We start from the raw sequence: 21440 nt of genomic DNA, 5'->3' as shown, positions 1-21440 counted from the left end.
GATAATTCAACCAAATGCCCCCCCTTACTCACGACTAAACGCGTGCTGCAAAAGCGATTGGGTATAGTTGTGGGTAACATTTCCCTCGATCAGGTCTTCCCTTGCCACCACTTCGACGACCTCCCCGGCCTTCATGACGGCGACGCGCTCGCACAGATGCGCGATGACACCGAGATCGTGAGATACCATCAGGTAGGTCAGTTGCCGGCGGTGGTGAAGGCTGGCCAGCAGGTTGAGTATCTCGGCCTGAACCGATACATCCAGTGCTGAGGTTGGTTCATCGAGCAGAATGATATCCGGGTCCAGAATGATGGCCCGGGCGATGGCTACCCGCTGCCGCTGGCCGCCCGAGAGCTGGTGGGGATAACGGGGCAGGAACGACTCATCGAGCCCTACGTCCTTGAGCGCCTTGTGGATACGCTCAGCCTTGTCGGGCAGGCCTTTGATGGCCAGAGGCTCATTGAGTATCTTGCGAATGGTATGTCGTGGGTGCAAGGCGCCGTAGGGGTCCTGAAATACCATCTGCATGGTATTACTGCGCTCCTTGAGCGAGGTGTCGGCAATCGATTTTCCCTGAACGGCGATACCCCCTTCCCAGCCTTTGAACTGCCCTGCCAGGCACTTCAGAATGCTCGTCTTGCCGGAACCCGACTCGCCTACCAACCCGAAGCATTCGCCTCTGCCCACGTGGATATTGATGTCGTTGAGGATGCGCTTGGATTTGCCGGCACCCGGCATGTCGAATGAAAGTGATTCAATGGCAATCATGGCGTGTAGTCCTGAGTAAGCCAATTCTGGTCGCGGGTCATGACCGGCAAGACGTCCCGACGGTGCCGGAGGCTCGGAAGCGACTCCATCAGCCCGCGCGTATAAGGGTGGGACGCGTTGGAAAGCGCGTCCGCCCTGATCGACTCCACGACACGGCCGCCATACATGACCAGCACGTGGTCACAGAACTTCTTCACCAGGTTGAGATCGTGGCTGATGAATATCAGGCTGATATTCTTCTTCTCGATCAACCGGGTAAGTATATTGAGCACATCCTGCTGAACCGACACGTCGAGTGCAGACGTCGGCTCATCGGCGATGATGATATCGGGCTCGGGGATGACCATCATGGCAATCATGATGCGCTGCCCCATGCCTCCGGATATCTCGTGCGGATACTGGCCATACACGTGCTCAGGGTCGGCAATGCTCACCTCTTTCAACATCTCGAGCGCCGCCAGCCTGGCCTCACGCTTGCTGATACGGCGATGCACGCTGAGCGCCTCGGCTATCTGCTCGCCTACGGTCATCACCGGGTTCAGCGAAAACTTGGGGTCCTGCATGATCATCGAAATATGCTGACCGCGAATGGCGCGGATGGCTTTCTCGTTACAGGCGAGAAGATCCGTTTCCCCAAACCGAAGCGCGTCGGCGGTTACCAGCGTCGAAGGCGGATTCAAGCGCAGGATCGCCTTGCCCACGGTGGATTTTCCCGAACCGGACTCCCCGACTATCGCCAGCTTTTCGTTATTGAGCGTAAAAGACACATCGCGGACCGCGTGCTTGATGCCTTCATCGGTGCGGAAGGTAACGTTCAAGTTTTCAATCGCCAATACATCCATGTCCATACCTCACTCGGTCCGGGGGTCTAAGAGATCACGCAGGCCGTCGCCCAGCAGATTGAACGCCAGGCTTACGAGCATGATGGCCGCACCGGGAAAGGCGACGAGCCACCAGCTTTCGAGCATGTAGCTGCGCCCGGTGGATATCATCGCGCCCCACTCGGGAAGCGGCGGCTGGGCGCCCAGGCCCAGAAAGCCCAGCGCCGCGGCGGTCAATATGACGGTGGCCATGTTCATGGTCAGGCGCACGATGAGCGACGGCAGGCACATGAGCGAGATGTAGTGAAAAAGGATGCGAAAGGACGATGCGCCCTGCAGCTGAGCCGCCACGACGTAATCAGAGTTTCTGAAGGTCAGCGTTTCGGCACGGGCAAGACGCGCCACCGGCGGCCAAGAAGTAATCGCGATGGCAATTACCGCGTGCTCAAGCCCCGGGCCAAGCGCGGCCACGAACGCCAGCGCCAGCACCAGGCTTGGAAACGAGATGAAAATATCCGTGATACGCATGAAGACGCTATCGACCCAGCCGCCAAAATAGCCGGACATGGTGCCGATCAGAAGGCCGATAGGGCCGACAATGATGGTCACCAGAAAAATGATATACAGCGTTACCCGCGAGCCATACACGATGCGGCTGAAGATATCCCGGCCGTACTCGTCCGTTCCAAACCAGTGGGCAAGCGAAGGTGATGCGAGAATACGGCCCAGGTCCTGCTCGAGCGGATTGTGCGTGGCAATAAGCGGGGCCGCTATGGCACACACCAACAGCAAGGCGACGATGACCACGCCGGAGGCGCTCAAGGGGTTTTTACACAGTTTCTTGAAGGACTTTATCCAAAAGGTCATCCGCGAGGGCTGCGCTTCAGACCGAGCACCCAGAGCGTAGCCAGGGTTCTTGAGGGTTTCGGTACTTTTCATTATTGAGTCCTCGGATCGAACAGCTTGTACAGGACGTCGGACAGCAGATTCAGAAACACGAACACCAGGCCAATGAACAGTACCGAGGCCATGACGGCGTTCATGTCGCCCATCAGCAGGCTGTCGGTCAGGTACTGGCCGAAGCCGGGCCAGGCAAAGACGGTTTCGATCAACACAGCACCCTCGAGCAGCCCGCCATAGGCGAGCGCTACGATGGTCAACAGCTGTACGCGGATATTCTTGAACGCATGCTTCCAGATCACGCTGCGCTCGGAGAGTCCTTTAACGCGTGCCGTCTTTATATACTCCTGGGAGAGCTGTTCGAGCATGAAGCTGCGCGTCATACGGCCAATAAAGGAGACGGAGTTCAGGCCTAGAATCAAGGCGGGCAAGGCGATGTGGCGCAGCGCGCTGAAGAAGGCTTCAAGGTTGCCGGAAAGCAGCGTGTCCACCAGATAGAAGCCGGTATAGCTTGTGAACATGCCATCATAGGCAAAGCCGATGCGGCCTGCCGCACCCGCCCAGTTAAGCCAGGCGTAGAAGATGATCAGCCCCACCATGCCGACCCAGAACACCGGGGTCGAATAGCCGAAAAGCGTGATCACCCGCGTCAGATGATCGCCCAGGCGCCCGCGATGAGTGGCCGCATAGACACCCAGTGGAACGCCCAGGCCGACACCTACCATGATCGCGATGGATGCAAGCTCGATGGTGGCCGGCAGTACGCGAAGAATGTCATCGACCACCGGGCTACCGGTCAGAATGGCCCGGCCAAAATCGCCGGACAGCATCGCCTGCAGATAGTAGAAGTACTGCACCCATATCGGCCGGTCCAGGCCCATCTGTTCGAACACCTGCTGATAGGTAGAAGAGTCGGCATCAGGACCAATGACCGCAAGAACCGGATCGATAGGCATCAGCCTGCCGATCACGAAGGTCATGGTCAAAAGCCCGAACAGGGTAATGAAGATGACACCTATCTTTCTCACAACGCCTGAATAGCGCGATCTTGTCATTATTATGTCCTCTTGGTTAACACACCCGCTCACCGCGTCGATTAGCGCTTGGTGACGGACCTCAAGCGCGTCATCGCCGCCGGATCGTCAAGGTATCCCTCGACTTCGTTTCTGACGACGACCGTATTGACCATCTGTGAGAAGGGAAACAGCGCGCCGACATCCTCTTCATAGATGGACTGAACTTCACCGTATAAACGGTTCTGCACGTCGCTATCGGCTTCGGAAACCGCCTGCATGATCAGCTCGTTGATACGCTCGTTCTGATAGCCGGTTCGCCATCCCTGAAAGTTGGTCAGCTTGGCGGCATCGGCATTGTCGGGGTTGAGCAGAAGCGGCGTAAGGTTGGAATCAGGGTGGGGAGCAAAGCCGCCGCCGCCACGGCCCACGATAATATCGAAGCGGCGGTCTCGCATGGCGCCGTAAACCTGGTTGCCGGTGCCGCTGATGATTTCCGCATTGATGCCGATACGCTCCAGACTGTTCTGCAAGTTGATCGCCACGTTGATGAACGGCGATTCGTTGAGTGCTCGGATGGTCGTGGTAAACCCATTCTCGTAACCTGCCTCTGCCAGTAGCGCCCGAGCCTCCTCGGTGGTCAGCGAATACATGGGTTCAGGCAGCGTCGCGGGAAGGCCAAGCTTGACAGGTCTTTGGTGGAAGATGCCGTAGAACGGCATGATGCTGTCATTGATACCGTCGTAGTTGATGGTGCCGCGAATGGCTCTTCGAACATCCTTGTTGGCCAGAATGTCATTCTGCATGCTGACGGCCACGTAGTAGAGCGTACCGCGCTGGGTGGTTTGAATATCCACCCCTTCAGCCTCTTCCAGAGAGCGAATATCGGGCACCGACATGCCGATGGCCACATCGATGTCGCCACGCTCGATCATCAGGCGCATGGTCTGTGACTCTTTCAGATTACGCATGACGATCCGCTCAAGCGTAGGCATTTCCCCCCAGTAACGGTCGTTCTTGGTCATGATGATCCGGTCCTGAGGAATCCACTGCTGCAGGCTGAAGGCGCCGCTACCCGCCGCGTTGGTGGTCAGCCACTGGTTGCCCAGATCGCCCTGCTGTTCATGCTCCAATACCCGCTGCTTATCGATGATGAAGGCGCTGGGGCTGGTCGCCAGGGTGTACATCACAAGCTTTGGATCGAGCTCGCGGGGGAACTTAATCTCTACTTCATGGGAGCTTGGCGCCGATATCAGGCTGGAAACATTTTCCTGGGTGAATCCCAGCGCCTTCCAGGTGGTGGCCAGCGCCAGGTTGAGATTAAGGACGCGTTCAAGTGTCCACACGACGTCCTCAGCCGTCAGTGGGTTGCCTGAATGGAAGTTGATGTCTTCTCGCAGCGTAAACCTGAGCGACATATTGTCATCGGCCACGTCCCACTCGCTTGCGACGGAGGGCAGGATAATGGTCGGGTCTTCCGGGTCCAGTTCTATCAGCGTGTCGTAGAGATTGGCGTTGATGAAGGCAATATCGTTGCCCGTTGCCGCCGCCGGATCCAGGGAGAGGATATTGTTCATTTTCAAGGCAATGATGAGTTGGTCACTAGGCGTATTCGAGTGTGCTACTGCGCTCAGCAACAGCATCGTCGCCCCTAGCAGGTACCTTACAAGGGTGCTCATGCCGTACTCCATTGATTGTCTGGCTTGTATTTATAGTTGTCAGCGTATCGGTTGTTTAAGCATCAACGTTCAAACATGCCCGCTCCTTTCAGTGTGTTGTTAACGCGCTCCACATTTATTGAGTTAATAGATCATACGCCTATTGGTCATACATAATATGTTTAATGACATTAATGTGTATTTAGAATCACTGCACTTCTCCATTAGTCTATATATAAAACAGGCAATTTATAAAAACGAAAGCCATTAGATAACGGAGTATCTAATGGCTGGTTCATATAATTTTCAACCGATGATAGTGCCTTGACTTCACACCATGAAGGCTGCTGATTAACCGCTATTGGTTAAATCTGATATCATTTATAGCTCCTTTTTTATTGTTCCTTTAGTGCGTAAGTGATTAGCGCTTCGCGATTGATATCAATTCCCAGCCCTGGGCCATCGGGAATGGCCATCACACCCCGGCAATGCTCCAGCGGCGTCTTGACCACCGCTTGGCGGAACGGGTTTTCCGTACGATCAAACTCCATGATGGGCTCCAGCGGCGAGCGCCGCGGCGGATTGGGCGGCAGTGCGGCCATGAACTGGAGGCTCGCCGCCAGGCATACCGCCGTTCCCCATACGTGCGGCACCAGGCGCACGCCGTGCATGGCGGCCATATCCACCACACGGCGCATTTCGCTGAACCCGCCCACACCGCATATATCCGGCTGGATGATATCGATGGCGCGGCGCGCCAAAGGCTCCTGCATGGCGTAGCGGCCGTGCCAGTTCTCGCCGCTTGCCACTGGGATGGGCTGATCGGCCCTCACCGCTTGATAGGTGCCAATCTGCTCGGGAAGCACCGGCTCCTCGAACCAGTCGATACCGAACGCGGCCGCGCGCTTGCCCACTTCGACAGCTTCCAGGTAGTCGTAGCCGTGGTTGGCGTCAATCATCAAGCGCACATCTGGCCCGATCGCCTCGCGCACCGCCTCGATCACCTTGAGATCCTCCTCCACATCGAAGCCGATCTTGATCTTGACGGCGTGAAAGCCCTCTTCACGGTAGCGCGCCACCTCCGCCGCCACGTCGCTTACCCGGTCAACGCCTTCGCGGGAGAACGAACCGGTGGCGTAGGCGCGCACGGATTCGCGAAAGCGCCCACCCAGCAGCGTGGAAATCGGTACGTCAAAGCGCTTGCCCTTGATATCCCACAGCGCAATATCGATACCGCTCAGGGCCGTCATGGTCAGGCCACGCTGGCCCTGGTCGCGCAGGCGGTTGTAAAGCGTAAGCCAGAGCTTTTCGGTTTCCAGCGGATTCTGGCCGATCAACCACTGTGCGTAGGTTCTCACCACCTCCGCGTTCGCCTTGGCCGGACCCAGGCACTCCCCCCATCCTACGGTGCCGTCTTCGCAGACAATCTCGACCAGACAGTGCTGACGGCGCTTGAACGACATCGAGGCACTTTCAAAGGCAGTTTCAAGCTTGTGATCCAGAATATACGTGTTGACCGCTTGCACTTTCATGGCGTTGTCCCTGTCATGACGTTATCTGAAAAGGCCGGGTAGCGTGAGCGAGACCGCCGGGATATAGGTCACCAGCATCAACGCCACAAACAGCGCCAGAAAGAATGGCCAGATGGTGCGCACCGCCTGCTCGATCTTGATCTTGCCAATCACGCAGCCCACGAACAGGCAGGCGCCCACCGGCGGGGTACAGAGGCCAAGCCCCAGGTTCATCATCATGATGATGCCGAACTGAATCGGATCCATGCCGAACTGCATGGCCACCGGCAGAAAGATCGGCGTACAGATCAGAATCAAGGCCGCCATGTCCATGATCATGCCCAGCACCAGCAGAATCAGGTTGAGCATCAAGAAGATCACGAAAGGCCTGTCGGAAATCGCCATCAGCCCGGTGGTCAGCATTTCCGGCACGTTATAAAGCGCCAGCAGGTAGGAAAACGCCGAGGCGCAGCCCACCAGTATCATCACCAGGGCAGTGGTCTTCACCGACTGGATCACCGCGGCCTTGAACGATGCCCACTTGAGCTCGCGGTAGACGAGCCCGGTCACCAGAATGGCATAGATGGCACCAAACGCACCGGACTCGGTCACGGTCAAGATGCCTGAGAGCACCCCACCCACGATGATCACCGCCGTCATCAGCCCAGGCAGCGATGCGACCAGGCTCATCATCAGCGCCTGCCAGCCGGGAAAGGCTTCGCCCTTGTAGCCGCGCTTGACGGCCACGATGTAGGCGGCCACTGCCAGGCTCAAGCACATCAGAATCCCGGGCACGATGCCTGCAATGAACAGCTGGGTAACGGAAATCCCGCCCCCGGCGGCCACGGCGTAAAGGATCATGTTATGGCTGGGCGGAATGACCACCCCGGCAATCGATGAGGTCACCGTGACGTTGACCGCGTAGTCGGCGTCGTAGCCCTTCTCCTTCATGACCGGGATAAGTATGGAGCCCAGCGCCGAGGTATCGGCGACCGCCGAGCCCGAAATCCCCCCAAACAGCATCGAAGAGCTGATATTCACCATGCCAAGGCCGCCACGCATTCTTCCCACCATGGCCGATGCCAGACGCACGAGGCGAGTCGAAATACCGCCGTGCAGCATCAGCTCGCCGGCGAAGATGAAAAACGGAATGGCCAGAAGTGAAAAGACAGAGATGCCCGACAGAATACGCTGAAAGGCCACGAACAGCGGCAATCCTTCATACAAGAAAGTGGCCACCGCCGCCAGGCCAACCGCAAAGGCCACCGGTGCGCCTGCCACCAGGCCCAGAAAAAAGATTCCAAACAGAATGAGCAGCCCCATGGCTTATGTCCTCTGGGTATTTCGAGACAGTAATCGCTGCACGATATCCGCACCGGCAAACAGCATGATCAGCACACCACAGATCACCAGCGGCGCTGCACGAAAGCTTTCCGGAATACCAATCATGGGAATGGCTCTTTCCATGTTGGTCATCACCAGCTTCCAGCCCTGGGCTGCCATGAAGCCGCCAAAGATGAGGATGAACAGATCGGAGATGTGATGCATCAAGGCACGTAACGCGGGCGGAAAGCTCTCGCGTACGAAGTCGATATTCAGATGGCTGTGGTAGCGAACGCCGGCGGCCGCCCCAAGGCAGGTGATGTAGACCACCAGTACCAGGGAGGTCTGCTCGACCCAGGTAGGCGTGTTGTTGAGCACGTAACGCCCGAACACCAGCCAGCCGAAGGTAGCGATAAGAGCGACCAGCATGACACCGGCCACCCACACGCACAGCTCGGCAATACCGTCCAGAACGCGATCGAGAGCGCCGCTTCTTGTCGTGCTATTTCGATGGCTGGGCGTTTCAATTTCTATACTCACGACACCTTCCCTTTCAATCTTCCGGCGGCAAGGGCCGCCGGAAGCAGGTCAAAGAAATTATTGAGCGGCCCTGATTTCCTCGATCAGTTCGCCCGTGCCGGGGTTGTTGGCGATGAAGTTTTCGTACATCGGCTCCATCAGCGCCTGGAAGGCTGCCTTGTCATCGACTTCGTTGATCTCGACGCCATGATCAAGAATGATCTGGCGGCTCTCTTCAGAGCTTTCCACCCACAGCTCGCGCTGCATTTCCGACGCCTTCACAGCCTCCTCACGAACGATCTCCTGATCCTCTTCGGAAAGCTTTTCCCAGCTGGCCTTCGCCACACACAGGCACTCGGGAATGATCAGGTGCTCGGTCAGCGAGTAGTACTCCGCCGCTTCGTAGTGGTTGCTGGACTCAAATGATGGGTAGTTGTTCTCGGCGCCATCCAGCACGCCTGTGGTCAGGCTCTGATACACCTCGCCGTAAGCCATGGGCGTGGCGTTGCCTCCCAGCGCTTCCATCATTTCAACGTACAGGTCGTTGTTCATGACGCGAATTTTCAAACCTGCAACGTCTTCAGGCGTGTGGATCGGGCGCTTGGTGTTGTAGATGCTGCGCGAGCCGGAGTCGAACCAGGAAAGTACGACCAGGCCTTTCTCTTCCAGAGCATCGGCAAAGCGCTGGCCGATTTCACCGTCCATGACCGTATGCATGTGGTCAATGTCGGTAAACAGGAACGGCAGCGAGAAGACGTCGGTTTCACGGACGATCGGCCCCATGGGGCCCATGTTGAAGTTGGCAAAATCCAGCGCGCCATTGCGCGTCTGCTCGATGGCATCCGACTGATCGCCCAGCACGGCGTTGTTGTAGACACGGGGCGTGACACGGCCTTCGGTCTGCTCGGCCACCGCTTCAGCAAATGCTTCAAGCGCCACGGTATTCGGGTAGCCATCCGGATGAATGTTCCAGCCTCGCCAGTTGTCGGCATGCGCCGACATGGCCGCGGCCAGGAGCGACGCACTGGTAAGGGCAAACAGGGCCTGACGACGGATAGTTGTTGTTTTCATCACGTAACACCTCTTGTTCTGCATTGGGTTTGAAGTTTCAGAAAGAGCGAGCCGCTTCAATAAGCTGCTCTAGCTGCTGGCGCTGCTCTGGGGTAGGCATGGTCAAGGGGGCACGCACGCTGCCCGCCGGGCGGCCGATAATGTCCGCGCCCTCCTTGATCAGGCTCACCGCGTAGCCCGACTTCTGGTCACGCAGGTCGATGAAGGGGATGAAGAAGTCGTTGGTGATCTGCTTGACCACGGCTTTGTCTCCTCCGCGCAGCGCCCGGTAGAACGTGACCGCCATGTCGGGTACGAAATTGAAAACCGCCGATGAGTAGGTATTGACGCCGATGGAGAGATACGCCTCGGCAAAAATCTCTGCCGTAGGTACGCCACCCACGTAAACCAGCCGGTTTCCAACGGTCTTGATGATCTTGTTGAGCGCCTGAATATCGCCTTTGCCATCCTTCAAACCGATCAGGTTCGGACATGCATCGGCGAGCGCCTGGACCGAGCGGGCGTCAAGCACGCCGTTACCCCGGTTGTAATAGATGACGTTGACGGCGGTGGAATCACAGATTTGCCGGGCATACTCAACCAGCCCATCCTGGGGGCACTCGGTCAGGTACGGCGGCATCAGCAGAATGCCATCGGCGCCAGCCTCTTCAGCGGCCTGGGCAAACGCCTTGCCGGCCTCGACGCTCAATCCGGCGCTGGCGATCACGGGCAGCTTGCCGTCGATAACCTCCACGGCAACGCGAACGATCTGGCGGTACTCCTCAAGCGTCAGGTTGAAAAATTCTCCCGTGCCTCCCGCGACAAAGACGGCGGAAATGTCATGGCTGATGAACCACGCCAGGCGCTTGCGGTAGCTTTGCTCGTCGAATTGGCCGTTCTGGTCGAAATCGGTAATGGGAAACGACAGCAATCCATCGCCAACGGCTTGTATTACTTGTTGTTGGGAGAATTTCACACAACTACCCTCTTGTTTTCACACGCCAGGATCACCGGCACGACTTAAAAACGTGATGACTATAATTTGTAATACATCATACAAATTAGAAAGTAATCAACGCCGATAAGCCGCGCAAGCGAAATAGCATGAGTTTCGACTAAAGTGCTAACGGCTGATGACGCGCTGCGAGTACGGGCTTTCTTCTTCAAGTATCCGCTCGGCATCAATCAAGCTATTCACTGGGCAAAACCTGACTCATCGATACGTCAGGATCACGCACGCTACCCGAGAAGACCTATAGCGTGCGTAAGCATCGGCGCAGATTCAGGGCTTAGCGCACCAGCGCCGGCCGCTTGGGATCGAACTCCCAGCCGGCTACCAGATACTGCATCGCCATGGCATCGTTACGCTGGGTCACGTCCAGCGTCTTGTAGAGCTGATGCGCCTCCATCAGCTTCTCTTCGTCCAGCTCAACGCCGAGACCGGGCGTGGTCGGTACCTTCAGCTTGCCGTCGCGAATCAAGAACGGCTCCTTGGTGATGCGCTGGCCGTCCTGCCAGATCCAGTGCGTGTCGATCGCGGTGATCTCGCCGGGGCACGCCGCGGCCACGTGGGTCATCATGGCAAGCGAAATATCGAAGTGGTTATTGCTGTGCGAGCCCCAGGTCATGCCCCACTCGTTGCACAGCTCACCCACCATGACCGCGCTCTGCATGGTCCAGAAGTGGCAATCGGCCAGCGGGATATCCACCGCGTTGAGCTGAACGGCGTACTGCAGCTGCTTGAAATCGGTCGCGATCATGTTGGTCGCGGTAGGCAGCCCCGTGCGCTTCTTGAACTCGGCCATGGTTTCGCGCCCCGAGTAGCTCTCTTCCTGACCGCAGGGATCTTCCGCGTAGCTGAGCAGATGCTTGATGGGCTCCAGAACCCGCACCGCCTCGTCGAGCTTCCAGGCGCCATTGGGGTCGAGCGTCAAGCGTGCCTCCGGGAAGGCTTCGTGAAGCGCTCGAATGCAATCGGCCTCTTCCTCACCGCGCAGTACACCCCCCTTGAGCTTGAAGTCCTTGAACCCATAGCGCTCATAAGCGGCCTTGGCCAGATTCGCGACGGCATCCGGCGTCAGTGCCTTTTGATAGCGCACCTCGTCCCAGGCATCCACCGGGGACGTTGCCTTCGGGTAAGGCAGATCGGTCTTGTCCGGGTCGCCCAGCAGGAACAGGTAGCCCAGCACCTCGACTTCGTCGCGCTGGCGGCCGTACTGGCCCAAAAGATCCGCTACCGGCAGGCCGACGGCCTGACCGTAAAGGTCGAGCAGCGCCGACTCAAGGCCAGTCACGACATGAACCGCTACGCGTAAATCGAAGGTCTGGCGACCGCGCTCTTCGCGGCCGTTCTGGGCCAGCGTCGAGCGGGCATTGTTGAGCGTCTGCTTGAACGCGTTGATGGTGGAGCCTTCGACGATGCCGCGGCACTGCTCCAGGCCCTTGAGAATACCGGCACTGGAAGGAATCTCACCGACGCCCTTGTTACCGGCATCGTCTTCGAGAATCACGACGCAGCGAATGAACCAGGGTGCATGACCACCGCTGAGGTTAAGCAAAAAACCATCGTAACCGGCGACAGGTACCACTTTCATTGAGGTAATTTTTGGAAACATAGTGATTAACCCTAAGCTGATGTCGTTTTATGTTTGGCGTTTTGCCACAGGCTGAATGCCAGAAATAGCAGGGCAACGAGCAGGAACGCCAGGCTGATCGGTCGAGAGACAAACACAGACCAGTCGCCGCCTGATACCAGTAGCGCTCGTCGCAGATTTGATTCTGCAATGGGTCCCAGAATCAGGCCCAGAATGACCGGCGCAGTACCAAAGCCATACTTGTTCAGGAAAAACCCGAGAACACCGAAGGCCAGCATCAGATAAACATTGAATATGTTGGAGTCCACCGCGTAGACACCAATGACGCAGAAGACCAGGATCATCGCCATCAGGAGCTTACGTGGAATCTGCAATATCTTGATAAACAGCCTGATACCAAACCACTGAAAGAGCATCATGAAGATATTGGCGACGAAGAAGGCAATGAAGATGCCGTAGATAATGGCGCCCTGTTCGGTAAATAACGTCGGGCCTGGGCGAATACCCTGAATCATCAACCCCCCCATCAAGACGGCCGTGGCCGCTTCACCGGGTACGCCCAAGGTGAGCATGGGAATCAGCGAGCCACCGACCAGTGAGTTATTCGAGGATTCAGAGGCAATGATGCCTTCCGGGTGTCCCTTGCCGAATTTTTCGGGAGTCTTGGACATCTTCTTGGCTTGGTCGTAGGACAGGAAGGAGGCAATACTGCCGCCCGCGCCAGGAATGGCGCCCACGATCGTACCAATCACGGAGCTGGTCAGGACAACCTTCCAGTGCTTGATGACCTCAATCCAGCGCGGCGAGGCCTTGTCCACGGGTGTACTGGACGTATCGGCTTTTTCTGTCTTGAAGTAGTCGACGACATCGGCCAGCACCTGTGAAACCGCAAACAGGCCAATAAGCGCCGGCAGAAGATTGATGCCGGTCAACAGTGACATGTTTCCATAGGTAAACCGGGCACTGCCAACCATGGGATCAGAACCGACCGTCGCCAGCAGCAGGCCGATAAGTCCGGCCGCCAGACCTTTCGCCAGGTTCTTGGAAACAGACGCGATGATTACCAGGCCAAAAACGCTGAGCGCAAAGTACTCAGGGGCGCCAAAGCGCAGGGCAAATTCAGCGATGGGTGGCGCAAGAACACTCAACACTACCGCACTGAAGATACCACCCAGAAACGAGGCAACAATGGCAATTCCCAGCGCTCGCCCCGCCTGACCGCTACGGGCCATGGGGAAGGCATCGAGCGTTGTTGCCACAGAAGAGGGAGTCCCTGGAATATTCAACAGCGTTGCCGATACGGAGCCACCCGCAATGGCACCGCACAAGGTGCCCAGCAGCATGCCGACCCCCATCACCGGCGGCATGCCAAAGGTCAGCGGCAGCAACAGCGCAATCGCCATGGCCGCCGTCAGGCCCGGCAGCGCGCCCATGATCAGGCCGAGCAGCGTTCCGCCTGCAATTGCCAGCAGTACATACCCCTGGAAGACAAGCCCTAGTGCATCGATATAATCATTCATGATTAAACTCCGGCTATTCCCAGGGTGGGCAGAATAATGCTGAAGCCTTTACTGAACAGTATGAAGATGGCCAGCGAAGTGAGTATGGAAAAACCGGCAAGCCCCGCCACACCTTTCAAGGACGCTTTCTGCTCCTGCTTGTTCAGCAGCACCAGGGTCGACACCATGCAGAAGATCAGTAACGCCGTGGTGACCACATAGCCAAGGGGTTCAAGCAGAAAGGCGTAAAGTATCAGCAGGGCAAGTACCGTTACCCAGGCAATGACCGATACTCGGAAGCTGCTTTCACGCACTTCGTCGGCATCCTTGCTGGACACACCCTCAATAATGACCCTGACCAGCGACAGCAACAGCAGAACGATGAGAAATACACAGATTGCCTTGGGGAAAAAGGCCGGCGACAGACTGCCGCCAGCTGCGCTTCCTCGAATAGAATAACTTTCCATCAGGAAGTAACCCACAAGGCCTATCAGCACAATATGAAACGTTGCTTCTGGAATAGGCCGTTGCATATCTTCCTCACTGAGCCAGTTTTTCAGCTTCTTCGATCATCAGTTGGGCCGTGTTTTCGACGAACGCATCAAGCTCATCGCCATAAAGCGGCATGATGTCCGACCCCATCATCTCGGCTGCGCGCTGGAACTCGGGATCTTCAACGGCAGCCTGGATGGCTTCCACCCAGCGGTCTTCGACTTCCTGGCTGATGCCTTTGGGTGCCGCAATACCGCGCCACTGGCTGATGGAGAAGTCGTAACCCTCTTCCAGCATGGTGGGGGAGTCAGGCAGTGCGCCGCTGCGCTCGTCGCCCGTTGTGACAACGGCGTTCAGGCGGCCGGAATCAATCGCGGAAACCACTTCTGAAGGATTCAGGACGACGGCATCGATGTGTCCACCCATGGCGGCCGTCACGGCATTCGCGCCGCTGTCATAAGGCACTACTTCAAAGTGGACGCCAAGCTCTTCAGCCAGCGCAACGGCCATGATGTGCGTGGAAGACCCGACGCCTGAAGCACCCACCATCAGAGGACGGTCGTTCTCTTTCAGGTCGTTGACCAGTTCCTCCAGCGAACCCCAGCCTTTCTGGCTGTTGACGGCCAGAACGTAAGGCTCGACCAGAACGCGGGCAATGTATTCAAAGTCGGTGTAGGAGAAGCCGACATTACCCAGGCCTTCGAGCGTGAAGGTGGCATTGGTCGGAATTGTCATCACGTAACCGTCCGTCTTGGCGGCAACAGCGGTTGAGAAGCCTACTGCGCCACCGCCACCCGAAATGTTGCGTACTACGATGTTCGTACCCAGCGCTTCCTCAACCGGATTCTGTAGTGCTCGCACAACGTTGTCGGCACCACCGCCTGCGTTCCAAGGTACGATGAACTCGATGTTTTTCTCTGGATAATCGGCAAAAGCGAGAGCAGAGGAAAGTGCAGCGGCAGCGACGGAAAGGGTCAGTATTGTCTTTTTCATTGTTTCCACCTGTGATTGTGAGCGTGAGTGTTTTTGGGATATCAACGGGGTTTTACTTTGCCGACTCAATCAGTTGTTCCAGCTGTTTGCGCTCTTCTTGAGTAGGCATTACCAGGGTGCGCAAGCCTTTCCCGCCGGGCACCCGATAATGTCGGTACCGGCCTCTTGATCAGGCTGACGGCATCCCCTGCTTTATGGTCGCGCAGATCGATAAAGGGAATGGAAATTCGCTGGTATTTTCTTGACCGCTTCGGTATTCCCTTTAAACAGTTCCATGTAAAAGATAACGGGCATATCAGCTACAGACCGGAAACGATAACGGGTCATCACCAACTGCTTTAATTACCTCTTGTTTAGAGAACTTCACGTAACCCCTTCATAGTTCTAGCGGCACGCCACATGGGTTTAAACAGATATTAACGACGCTAACTATCGTCATACATCATACAAGAAACAACCTAATCAACTATGCTTTCCCCCGCAAGCATATAAACCCGCAGTTAGACCAAAGTGTTAGCTAAAAAAGAGCTTAATCCAGCGCTTCAAGAAACTGGCCCCGCGCCCAAGCCATGCCCTCGCACTGGCGGTGAATATCGCCAGCCAGCAGGACGATATCCGCCTCAACGGCTGGCAATGGGCGGCCACTGTCGAAATGCTCAAGATGCAGATCGGATAGCACATGAAGGCGCATGTCTACTTACCGCTTCAAGAAGTTGCTCTTCACCAGGTGAACCACCTCGTCCATGCGCCCGCTCAGTACTGCCTTGGCTGAATACAGCGCGGTGGAAGCCACCTGCCCTGCTGCTACCTTGGGCGGCATGACCAGTTCCATGGGGTTGGTCATTACGTCCAGCAGCGCAGGGCCTGGCTGGGCAAGCCATTCGGTGATGGCATCCCCAAGCTCGTCCTCGCGTTCAACCCGTTTACCCCACAGGCCCATGGCACTGGCCACTTCGCCGAAGTTCGGGTTCTGCAGCTCGGTATAGGCGTCCAGAAGTCCTTCCACCTTCTGCTCAAGCTCCACGAAGCTGAGCGACTGGTTGTTGTAGACCACGATCTTGAGCGGGATCTTGCGCTGTACCAGCGTCAACAGATCGCCCATCAGCATGGAGAGCCCGCCATCCCCGCACAGGGCAATCACCTGGCGTTCGGGGTAGGCCAGCTGAATGCCCAATGCTTGCGGATAGGCGTTGGCCATGGTGCCGTGCTGCAGACTTGCCAGGGTACGACGCTGGCCGCTGGCCTGAATATGGCGCAGCATCCACACGGTCACACTGCCCGTATCGGCAGTGAACAGCGCGTTGTCCGCCGCAAGCCGGTCGATGGCAAGCGTCAGCTCCTGAGGATGGATCAGTGAATCATCGCGGCTCTTGTGCGCCGATTTTTCCAGCGACTTGGCGTAGTGCTTGCGACACTTTTCCAGCCAGCGCGATTGCGGGTTGCGCTCAACTACCTGACAAAGCGCCTCGCAGGTATCACGAACGCTGCCAATGATGCCAACGTCTACCGGATAACGCTTGCCGATCTGGGCGGGGTCGCTATCGACCTGAATGATGGCGGCGTCTTCCGGGTAGAACTGCTTGAAGGCGAAGTTACACCCCAGCATCAACAGCGTGTCGCACTCGGCCACGGCGTGGTAACCGCCTTCCAGACCATATACCCCGGTCATGCCGACCTGATAGGGGTTGTCGTGTTCGATAAAATCCTTGGCACGGGAAGTCCAGGCGATGGGCGCCTGGAGCTTTTCAGCCAGTGCGATCACCTGCTCGCGGGCGTCACGACAGCCAGAGCCAGCGAAAATGGTGATCTTGCCGCCCTTGTTGAGCTGCTTGACGGCGGGCACAAACGCTTCGGCACTGGGCCGCAGCGAGTACTCGAAACGATGCGCACGAAACGCCAGCTGGCTTTCCGGCGCCTGCTTCATGACATCGCCGGGTACGATCAATACCGCCACGCCGCCTTTGGCAAGCGCCGCCTGCGCGGCCAGGGCCGTCATGCGGCGGGCCTGCTCGGGTGAGGAGATCGTTTCGCAGAACACGCTGTACTGCTTGAAGATCTGTACCTGATCCACTTCCTGGGGAAAGCTGACGCCGGTTTCAGCCAGCGGCACCTGAGTGGCAATCAATACCACGGGGGCGCCGTTGCGATGGGCATCAAACAGCCCGTTCACAAAGTGCAGGCTGCCGGGGCCGCAGGAGCCTGCACATAGCGCCAGCTCCTGGGTGAGATAGGCTTCGCCGCCAGCCGCGAATCCGCCAACCTCTTCATGGCGAACGCCGATCCACTCGATATCGCTTTGGCGCAAGGCATCCGTAAATTGATTGAGGGTATCCCCGACAACGCCGTAACAGCGCTTGGCACCGGCGTTTTGAAGAGTATCGACCATGATTTCAGCAACAGTGGCGCTCATATGCGACTCCATTCGCAGAGGAAAAGGGTTTCTCCTTTGAAGCCTAGCGGGTTATACGATTTTCTGCGTCATCCGTTTGCCTATCCCAGACTAAATCTGGCAAGCATTACGATTCTTGCTGCAAAGCAGCAAAAAGCCACTATACTGACGTGTGTGTCCTAACAGGAGGACCACGCAATGCCTCTCCAGCTTCCCCCCTTCGAATACGATAGTGACGTTCTTCAATTCTGGCTTGTTCAAGCGCAATGTCAGCGTGCAGCCATGAACGCGATAGCCAGCTATATGGGCTAATCGAGCACATTTACTCACTGTTTTAGAAAAAAAGATTCATAAAGTCAGGTATCCTCCTGGCTTTTTTAGCTCACCTAAAATGCCTGCTCATTCAATTAGCTAGCTAAATGGAGGCTCATCTGTAAGCCATTTCTTACAGCAGTTGGCAAATCTCCTACACCTTTTTGACTAGAGCAAGGCTTGAAAAGCACTTACTATTTAGCGTCGCGGCCATGTGCTGCGATGCACAATAAAGCATCATTCTAATAATAATCTCTGACCCTTCACCCACAAAGGAGTGCATGCCATGCAACACTCAATCCCCTGCTACCCGGCTATGCGTGACGATGTCATGCAGATCTGGGCACAGCGCGCTTTACAGCAGCGCGCCGCGTTCGAAGCATTAGCCGACTATATGCGCAAACGCTAAACGAGCTGTGTCTAAAGGCCGCCAGAATGGCGGCCTTGTTCAGCGCCTCCCTGTGGAACGCTGCCGTTATTCTCAAGTAAGTAAATCCGATTCAGATTGCATTACACACCCTGTCCTTTATCCCTCTTCAAACACCACACGTTTGTTACCCTTTAAAATCCAATAAACCCTTACCTTACAAGTCAATCCCATTACTAATGACGGCTATATGGATTTTTGCGGCTAATCGACACTCAACGAATACCTCAAGGGCATTCAATAGACTGGTTCAGGCGTTTTAATAACAGCAGGGATGGAGTTAAGAAACGATTTAATCTAATATTAGTTAGGCCAATTGAGACATACTATTAAATGCGCAACATTTCATGCTATGCGCATATTGATTAAGGAAATGATAATGCAATCCTCTTTTTCTGGGCGGAAAACATCCTGTGTATTAGGTTTGGCTGCAACCCTGATGGTCAGCGGCTGCCAATCCGGCGCTGACCTGGGTGGGCTCATGTCTGCAGGCGCAGGTATGGCAGGCGCTGTAACGATGTCTGACCAACAAATGCAGCAATTAGGCGATCAAACCATTGCCCAGCTCGATAGTGAAAACCAGCTCGTCGCCACCAACAGCCAGTATGCGGAACGTTTGGCAAACCTGACCAAGGGTTGGGACGTGGTCGATGGCAACAACCTCGATTTTAACGTGTACCAAGTCCCTGAAATGAACGCCTTTGCAGTACCCAATGGGTCTATCCGTCTGTATAGCGGCTTGATGGATGAGATGAACGACGATGAAGTGCGCTACGTTATCGCGCATGAAATCGGTCACGTGGCACTTGGTCACTCCAAGCGAGCCTTCCAGGTGGCCTATGCTGCCTCTGCCGCGCGTGAAGCAGCCGCTGCAAGCGGAAGCTCCACCGCTGCCGTTCTTTCAAGTTCAGAGCTTGGCGAGCTGGGCGAGAAGCTCATCAACGCCCAGTTCTCCCAACGCCAGGAGAATGAAGCTGACGACTACGCCATCGAGCTTCTAAAGGAGCACGATATGGATGTTGAGGCTTCAATCTCGGCACTGCGTAAACTTGAAGCCAAGTACGGCAACGATAGTAGCTTCTTCTCCAGCCACCCAGCCTCTGGTGATCGTGCCAACCGCCTGGAATCCACGCTCAACTAGATATCGATACTGCTACTCCTGCCAGCCGTTGTTAGGTTGGCAGGAGTAATACCCATGATAGCCAACGAAAGCCTTAGCCCTTTCCAGCAAATCTCAGTAATCAGCACGTTTTTTTCAGGCGCAGTAAAGCAGACGACTGCAATATGGAAACCGCCCTGCTCACTTATTGCAACTTGTCTAACTGTGCCAAATACGTCTCCTGCAAAATATACATCCGCTTTACGTCGCGGTATTTACCGTTGATGAAGAACTCCTGCACCAGATGCCCCTCTTCGATAAACCCGCTCTCTTCATAAAGATGAATCGCCTTGACGTTCTCCACTGCAACGATCAGATACACCTTGTGAATATTTAAAATGGTAAAGGAGTAGTGCAAGGCCTGGCGGATCAGAGAACGAGCAAAGCCCTTTCCCTGATGGTCTGGCGTGATGATGATCTGGAATTCAGCGCTGCGGTGGATGTAGTCGATCTCGATCAGCTCCACGAGCCCGATGGCGATGCCCGAACTGTCTTCAGCCACGAAGCGCCGCTCGGCGTTGTCGTGAATATGCTTGTTGTAAAGCTCTTCCAGCTCATCAAAGGATTCGTAGGGCTCTTCGAACCAGTACGACATGATGCTTTGGTTGTTGTTGAGTTCGTGCACGAAACGCAGGTCGCTGCGTTCCAGTGCGCGCAAGTAAAGTAGATGATCCATGGGTACTGCTCTCATCGGGCAGCGGGCCAGGAGCTGCACTCAGGCGCGATGGCCCGCTGCGGGGGTTAAGCGTGACGTTCAAAGGAAAATAGCGTGGCCAAGGGATGTTCCCGACCTTCGATCAGCGCGCGTACCAGCTTGGCACCTACCATGCTGTAGCTGATGCCGTTTCCGCCGTAGGCCATGGCGAAGTGTACTCTTTTACCGTGCGCTTCGTGAGGGCCAAAATAGGGCAGTCCATCTTCCGTTTCGGCAAAGGTGCCGCCCCAGCTGAACGTGGGGTTGATGGTCAGCGACGGCCAGAGCGCTTCCACCTTTTTCGCAAGCCCCTGGGCTTTTTCGATCACCCGGTCGTCACGGCGGCCCGGAATGTCCTGATCATCATCGTCGCCGCCTATCAACAGCCGGCCATCCACAGTGGTGCGCAGGTACAGATACGGCCTGGCCGACTCCCACACCAGCGTCTGTTTAAGCTCGCCAAGCATCTCAAGCGGTAACGGGTCGGTGATGAAAGCGTAGCTGCTGCGGTTCTTGGCAACCGGCTCAGGCAACCACGCCTGGGACTCGTAACCGGCGGCAATGACGACCTGCTGGCAGGAGAGCGTAGCGCCATTGGTCAGCCTAAGCGCCAGGTGATCGTCGCGCTGAATCATCTCGCTCACCTGGGTACGGTCATACACCTCGCCACCCCGGCTTGCCACCTTGTTGAACAGTTGATAGGCCATCTGATAAGGGTCAACGCTTGCCGCAAGCTCGGTCAGGATGCCGCCGGGCGCCTTGAAGCCGTAGCGCTCCACAAGTACTTGCTGCTCGAGCCAGCTGGCCTCGAAACCATTTTTCTGGCGTAGGGCAAGCTCTGCTTTCAGGGATGCTACATCCTCTTCATTACTGGCGAAGTAGAGGCTCTTTTGTCGCTCGAACTCGACACCTCCAAGCTCACGCGCCAGGGTTTCAAGCTCCAGTATCGCGTCGGCACACGCCTGGTAGGCCAGCACTCCGTTTTCTTCACCGTAACGCCTTGCAAGCTCGGTCAGGTGAGTATCAATTTCATACTGCAGCAGGGCAGTACTTGCCGCCGTACTCCCCCAGCCGATATCCCGGCGCTCGAGTACTACCACGTGATGGCCATGCTCGCTGAGCTCATTGGCAATCAGCGCCCCGGTAATCCCGCCGCCAATCACCGCGACATCGCATTGATGGTCATGGGTGAGCTGTGGGAAAGTAGTCAACAGACCATTTTTTATCGCCCAAAACGGATAGCCACTCTTAAGATCCATCACATTACCTACGCTGGGTTGCTTCTTCGTATGCTGTAACCATAGTGGGTTATTGAAGA

General features: G+C 56.3%; 20 protein-coding genes. 2 read left to right on the top strand and 18 right to left on the bottom strand.

The window, feature by feature from the left end; genetic code table 11:
* Window positions 1-24: 24 nt before the first annotated feature.
* The 16 genes from B0H98_RS07535 to B0H98_RS07460 all read right to left on the bottom strand — a co-directional run bounded on the left by B0H98_RS07535 (window position 25) and on the right by B0H98_RS07460 (window position 17551).
* The gene (locus tag B0H98_RS07535) at window positions 25-768 is read right to left on the bottom strand and encodes an ABC transporter ATP-binding protein (RefSeq protein ID WP_106374452.1); all 744 of its coding nucleotides are present in this window, start codon (window positions 766-768) and stop codon (window positions 25-27) included.
* Window positions 765-1616: an ABC transporter ATP-binding protein gene (locus B0H98_RS07530; RefSeq protein WP_244183021.1), complete on the bottom strand. Its 852-nt coding sequence runs from the start codon at window positions 1614-1616 to the stop codon at window positions 765-767. Before B0H98_RS07530 ends, B0H98_RS07535 begins: the two co-directional genes overlap by 4 nt.
* A 3-nt stretch (window positions 1617-1619) precedes the next feature.
* Window positions 1620-2528: an ABC transporter permease gene (locus B0H98_RS07525; protein WP_106374450.1), complete on the bottom strand. Its 909-nt coding sequence runs from the start codon at window positions 2526-2528 to the stop codon at window positions 1620-1622.
* Entirely contained in the window at window positions 2528-3544 is a 1017-nt protein-coding gene (locus B0H98_RS07520; protein ID WP_106374449.1) for an ABC transporter permease, read from the bottom strand. The genes B0H98_RS07525 and B0H98_RS07520 overlap by 1 nt, the downstream gene beginning before the upstream one ends.
* Before the next feature lie 41 nt (window positions 3545-3585).
* On the bottom strand, window positions 3586-5181 hold the full coding sequence (locus B0H98_RS07515) for an ABC transporter substrate-binding protein (protein ID WP_106374448.1): 1596 nt from the start codon (window positions 5179-5181) through the stop codon (window positions 3586-3588).
* Between the two features lie 374 nt (window positions 5182-5555).
* Window positions 5556-6692 (bottom strand): mandelate racemase/muconate lactonizing enzyme family protein, encoded by a 1137-nt coding sequence (locus B0H98_RS07510; RefSeq protein WP_106374447.1) that lies wholly within the window; start codon window positions 6690-6692, stop codon window positions 5556-5558.
* A gap of 21 nt (window positions 6693-6713) precedes the next feature.
* The gene (locus tag B0H98_RS07505) at window positions 6714-7994 is read right to left on the bottom strand and encodes a TRAP transporter large permease (RefSeq protein WP_106374446.1); all 1281 of its coding nucleotides are present in this window, start codon (window positions 7992-7994) and stop codon (window positions 6714-6716) included.
* A 3-nt stretch (window positions 7995-7997) separates the two neighbouring features.
* Entirely contained in the window at window positions 7998-8534 is a 537-nt protein-coding gene (locus tag B0H98_RS07500) for a TRAP transporter small permease (RefSeq protein ID WP_106374445.1), read from the bottom strand.
* A gap of 57 nt (window positions 8535-8591) precedes the next feature.
* A complete protein-coding gene (locus B0H98_RS07495) occupies window positions 8592-9584 on the bottom strand; it encodes a TRAP transporter substrate-binding protein (protein ID WP_106374444.1) in 993 nt (330 codons plus the stop codon).
* Window positions 9585-9621: 37 nt separating this feature from the next.
* Window positions 9622-10539: a 5-dehydro-4-deoxyglucarate dehydratase gene (gene kdgD, locus B0H98_RS07490; protein ID WP_106374443.1), complete on the bottom strand. Its 918-nt coding sequence runs from the start codon at window positions 10537-10539 to the stop codon at window positions 9622-9624.
* Window positions 10540-10852: 313 nt separating this feature from the next.
* Window positions 10853-12178 (bottom strand): enolase C-terminal domain-like protein, encoded by a 1326-nt coding sequence (locus B0H98_RS07485; protein ID WP_106374442.1) that lies wholly within the window; start codon window positions 12176-12178, stop codon window positions 10853-10855.
* Between the two features lie 11 nt (window positions 12179-12189).
* Entirely contained in the window at window positions 12190-13677 is a 1488-nt protein-coding gene (locus tag B0H98_RS07480) for a tripartite tricarboxylate transporter permease (protein WP_167392652.1), read from the bottom strand.
* Between the two features lie 2 nt (window positions 13678-13679).
* Window positions 13680-14189 carry a tripartite tricarboxylate transporter TctB family protein gene (locus B0H98_RS07475; RefSeq protein ID WP_106374440.1) on the bottom strand — a complete coding sequence of 170 codons (510 nt, stop codon included), beginning with the start codon at window positions 14187-14189 and terminating at the stop codon, window positions 13680-13682.
* A 7-nt stretch (window positions 14190-14196) separates the two neighbouring features.
* Window positions 14197-15141 carry a tripartite tricarboxylate transporter substrate binding protein gene (locus tag B0H98_RS07470; protein ID WP_106374439.1) on the bottom strand — a complete coding sequence of 315 codons (945 nt, stop codon included), beginning with the start codon at window positions 15139-15141 and terminating at the stop codon, window positions 14197-14199.
* Between the two features lie 529 nt (window positions 15142-15670).
* Entirely contained in the window at window positions 15671-15832 is a 162-nt protein-coding gene (locus B0H98_RS07465; RefSeq protein WP_244183019.1) for a metallophosphoesterase family protein, read from the bottom strand.
* Between the two features lie 6 nt (window positions 15833-15838).
* Entirely contained in the window at window positions 15839-17551 is a 1713-nt protein-coding gene (locus B0H98_RS07460) for a thiamine pyrophosphate-dependent enzyme (RefSeq protein WP_106374438.1), read from the bottom strand.
* Window positions 17552-18128: 577 nt separating this feature from the next.
* On the opposite strand from B0H98_RS07460, the gene B0H98_RS17265 reads away from it, so the two are divergent.
* Both B0H98_RS17265 and B0H98_RS07455 read left to right on the top strand, forming a co-directional pair.
* On the top strand, window positions 18129-18251 hold the full coding sequence (locus B0H98_RS17265) for a hypothetical protein (RefSeq protein ID WP_279628382.1): 123 nt from the start codon (window positions 18129-18131) through the stop codon (window positions 18249-18251).
* A 535-nt stretch (window positions 18252-18786) separates the two neighbouring features.
* On the top strand, window positions 18787-19410 hold the full coding sequence (locus tag B0H98_RS07455; RefSeq protein ID WP_244183017.1) for a M48 family metalloprotease: 624 nt from the start codon (window positions 18787-18789) through the stop codon (window positions 19408-19410).
* Window positions 19411-19573: 163 nt separating this feature from the next.
* Here the strand turns inward: B0H98_RS07455 and speG are convergent, their stop codons facing one another.
* Together speG and B0H98_RS07445 are read right to left on the bottom strand one after the other, a co-directional pair.
* Window positions 19574-20104 carry a spermidine N1-acetyltransferase gene (gene speG, locus B0H98_RS07450; protein ID WP_106374436.1) on the bottom strand — a complete coding sequence of 177 codons (531 nt, stop codon included), beginning with the start codon at window positions 20102-20104 and terminating at the stop codon, window positions 19574-19576.
* A gap of 65 nt (window positions 20105-20169) precedes the next feature.
* Window positions 20170-21381: an NAD(P)/FAD-dependent oxidoreductase gene (locus tag B0H98_RS07445; protein WP_106374435.1), complete on the bottom strand. Its 1212-nt coding sequence runs from the start codon at window positions 21379-21381 to the stop codon at window positions 20170-20172.
* Between the last annotated feature and the right edge of the window lie 59 nt (window positions 21382-21440).

Origin of the sequence: Vreelandella songnenensis (assembly GCF_003002925.1) — a bacterium.
In the GTDB taxonomy this organism is placed as follows: domain Bacteria; phylum Pseudomonadota; class Gammaproteobacteria; order Pseudomonadales; family Halomonadaceae; genus Vreelandella; species Vreelandella songnenensis.
The sequence above is the reverse complement of the archived record's forward strand: the minus strand, read 5'-3'. Positions and strand labels throughout refer to the sequence as shown.

What these genes read in the sequence shown, in the direction of transcription:
- B0H98_RS07505 (WP_106374446.1), bottom strand. Translation starts at nt 7,994, where the DNA reads ATGGGGCTGCTCATTCTGTTTGGAATCTTTTTTCTGGGCCTGGTGGCA.
- B0H98_RS07495 (WP_106374444.1), bottom strand. Translation starts at nt 9,584, where the DNA reads ATGAAAACAACAACTATCCGTCGTCAGGCCCTGTTTGCCCTTACCAGT.
- B0H98_RS07455 (WP_244183017.1), top strand. Translation starts at nt 18,787, where the DNA reads ATGTCTGACCAACAAATGCAGCAATTAGGCGATCAAACCATTGCCCAG.
- B0H98_RS07465 (WP_244183019.1), bottom strand. Translation starts at nt 15,832, where the DNA reads ATGCGCCTTCATGTGCTATCCGATCTGCATCTTGAGCATTTCGACAGT.
- B0H98_RS07515 (WP_106374448.1), bottom strand. Translation starts at nt 5,181, where the DNA reads ATGAGCACCCTTGTAAGGTACCTGCTAGGGGCGACGATGCTGTTGCTG.
- speG (WP_106374436.1), bottom strand. Translation starts at nt 20,104, where the DNA reads ATGGATCATCTACTTTACTTGCGCGCACTGGAACGCAGCGACCTGCGT.
- B0H98_RS07485 (WP_106374442.1), bottom strand. Translation starts at nt 12,178, where the DNA reads ATGTTTCCAAAAATTACCTCAATGAAAGTGGTACCTGTCGCCGGTTAC.
- B0H98_RS07525 (WP_106374450.1), bottom strand. Translation starts at nt 2,528, where the DNA reads ATGAAAAGTACCGAAACCCTCAAGAACCCTGGCTACGCTCTGGGTGCT.
- B0H98_RS07520 (WP_106374449.1), bottom strand. Translation starts at nt 3,544, where the DNA reads ATGACAAGATCGCGCTATTCAGGCGTTGTGAGAAAGATAGGTGTCATC.
- B0H98_RS07460 (WP_106374438.1), bottom strand. Translation starts at nt 17,551, where the DNA reads ATGAGCGCCACTGTTGCTGAAATCATGGTCGATACTCTTCAAAACGCC.
- B0H98_RS07470 (WP_106374439.1), bottom strand. Translation starts at nt 15,141, where the DNA reads ATGAAAAAGACAATACTGACCCTTTCCGTCGCTGCCGCTGCACTTTCC.
- B0H98_RS17265 (WP_279628382.1), top strand. Translation starts at nt 18,129, where the DNA reads ATGCAACACTCAATCCCCTGCTACCCGGCTATGCGTGACGATGTCATG.
- B0H98_RS07535 (WP_106374452.1), bottom strand. Translation starts at nt 768, where the DNA reads ATGATTGCCATTGAATCACTTTCATTCGACATGCCGGGTGCCGGCAAA.
- B0H98_RS07480 (WP_167392652.1), bottom strand. Translation starts at nt 13,677, where the DNA reads ATGAATGATTATATCGATGCACTAGGGCTTGTCTTCCAGGGGTATGTA.
- B0H98_RS07530 (WP_244183021.1), bottom strand. Translation starts at nt 1,616, where the DNA reads ATGGACATGGATGTATTGGCGATTGAAAACTTGAACGTTACCTTCCGC.
- B0H98_RS07510 (WP_106374447.1), bottom strand. Translation starts at nt 6,692, where the DNA reads ATGAAAGTGCAAGCGGTCAACACGTATATTCTGGATCACAAGCTTGAA.
- B0H98_RS07475 (WP_106374440.1), bottom strand. Translation starts at nt 14,189, where the DNA reads ATGCAACGGCCTATTCCAGAAGCAACGTTTCATATTGTGCTGATAGGC.
- B0H98_RS07445 (WP_106374435.1), bottom strand. Translation starts at nt 21,381, where the DNA reads ATGGATCTTAAGAGTGGCTATCCGTTTTGGGCGATAAAAAATGGTCTG.